This window comes from Brevibacillus sp. SIMBA_040, from assembly GCF_046535075.1.
Classification (GTDB): Bacteria; Bacillota; Bacilli; order Brevibacillales; family Brevibacillaceae; genus Brevibacillus.
In genome coordinates this window covers 1-413 of record NZ_JAWRXI010000066.1, presented here as the reverse complement: position 1 = coordinate 413, position 413 = coordinate 1, and the positions used below count along the sequence as shown (strand labels likewise).

The following is a 413-nucleotide window of genomic DNA, read 5'->3' as shown; positions in this document are numbered from 1 at the left end:
CCTGTGTCTGATAATCAGTCAGGTAGTCGCGGAAGCTACGGGCAGGATCAATAACCACATCACCACGCTGAATATCGCGCAGGAAAATCTCGGCAGTTCTTTGCTCGCCTTGCGAGAGGGAAGCAAACGAGCGTTGCAGCTCGCTCAATGTTGCTTCTCGAGCTTCAGCATCGCCACCTTGCAAAACTTTCAGATATTTTGCAAAACGCGAGTTCATATAATCCGTGTCAATCTTGCCGGTATCGATTTCCGAGATGTGGCTGTCTATCTCAAACGGAATCGAATCGCCACCTCCGCCACTACCGTTGCTAGCAAGCTCTTTGTAACGCTGCAGCAGCGTGAAATACTGTTGCTGAGTCATATCCAGAGTCACCTCTAGCGTTCGATCCTCGGACTTGTACTCGGTTCTCTCC

General features: G+C 50.4%; 1 protein-coding gene. It reads right to left on the bottom strand.

Translation table 11 applies throughout. The annotated features are described in order from the left end of the window. Positions 1-361, bottom strand: a 361-nt coding sequence (locus SB752_RS31960; protein WP_410719439.1) for a type I restriction endonuclease subunit R, EcoR124 family, incomplete at its 3' end; no start/stop codon positions are given. Positions 362-413: the final 52 nt, after the last annotated feature.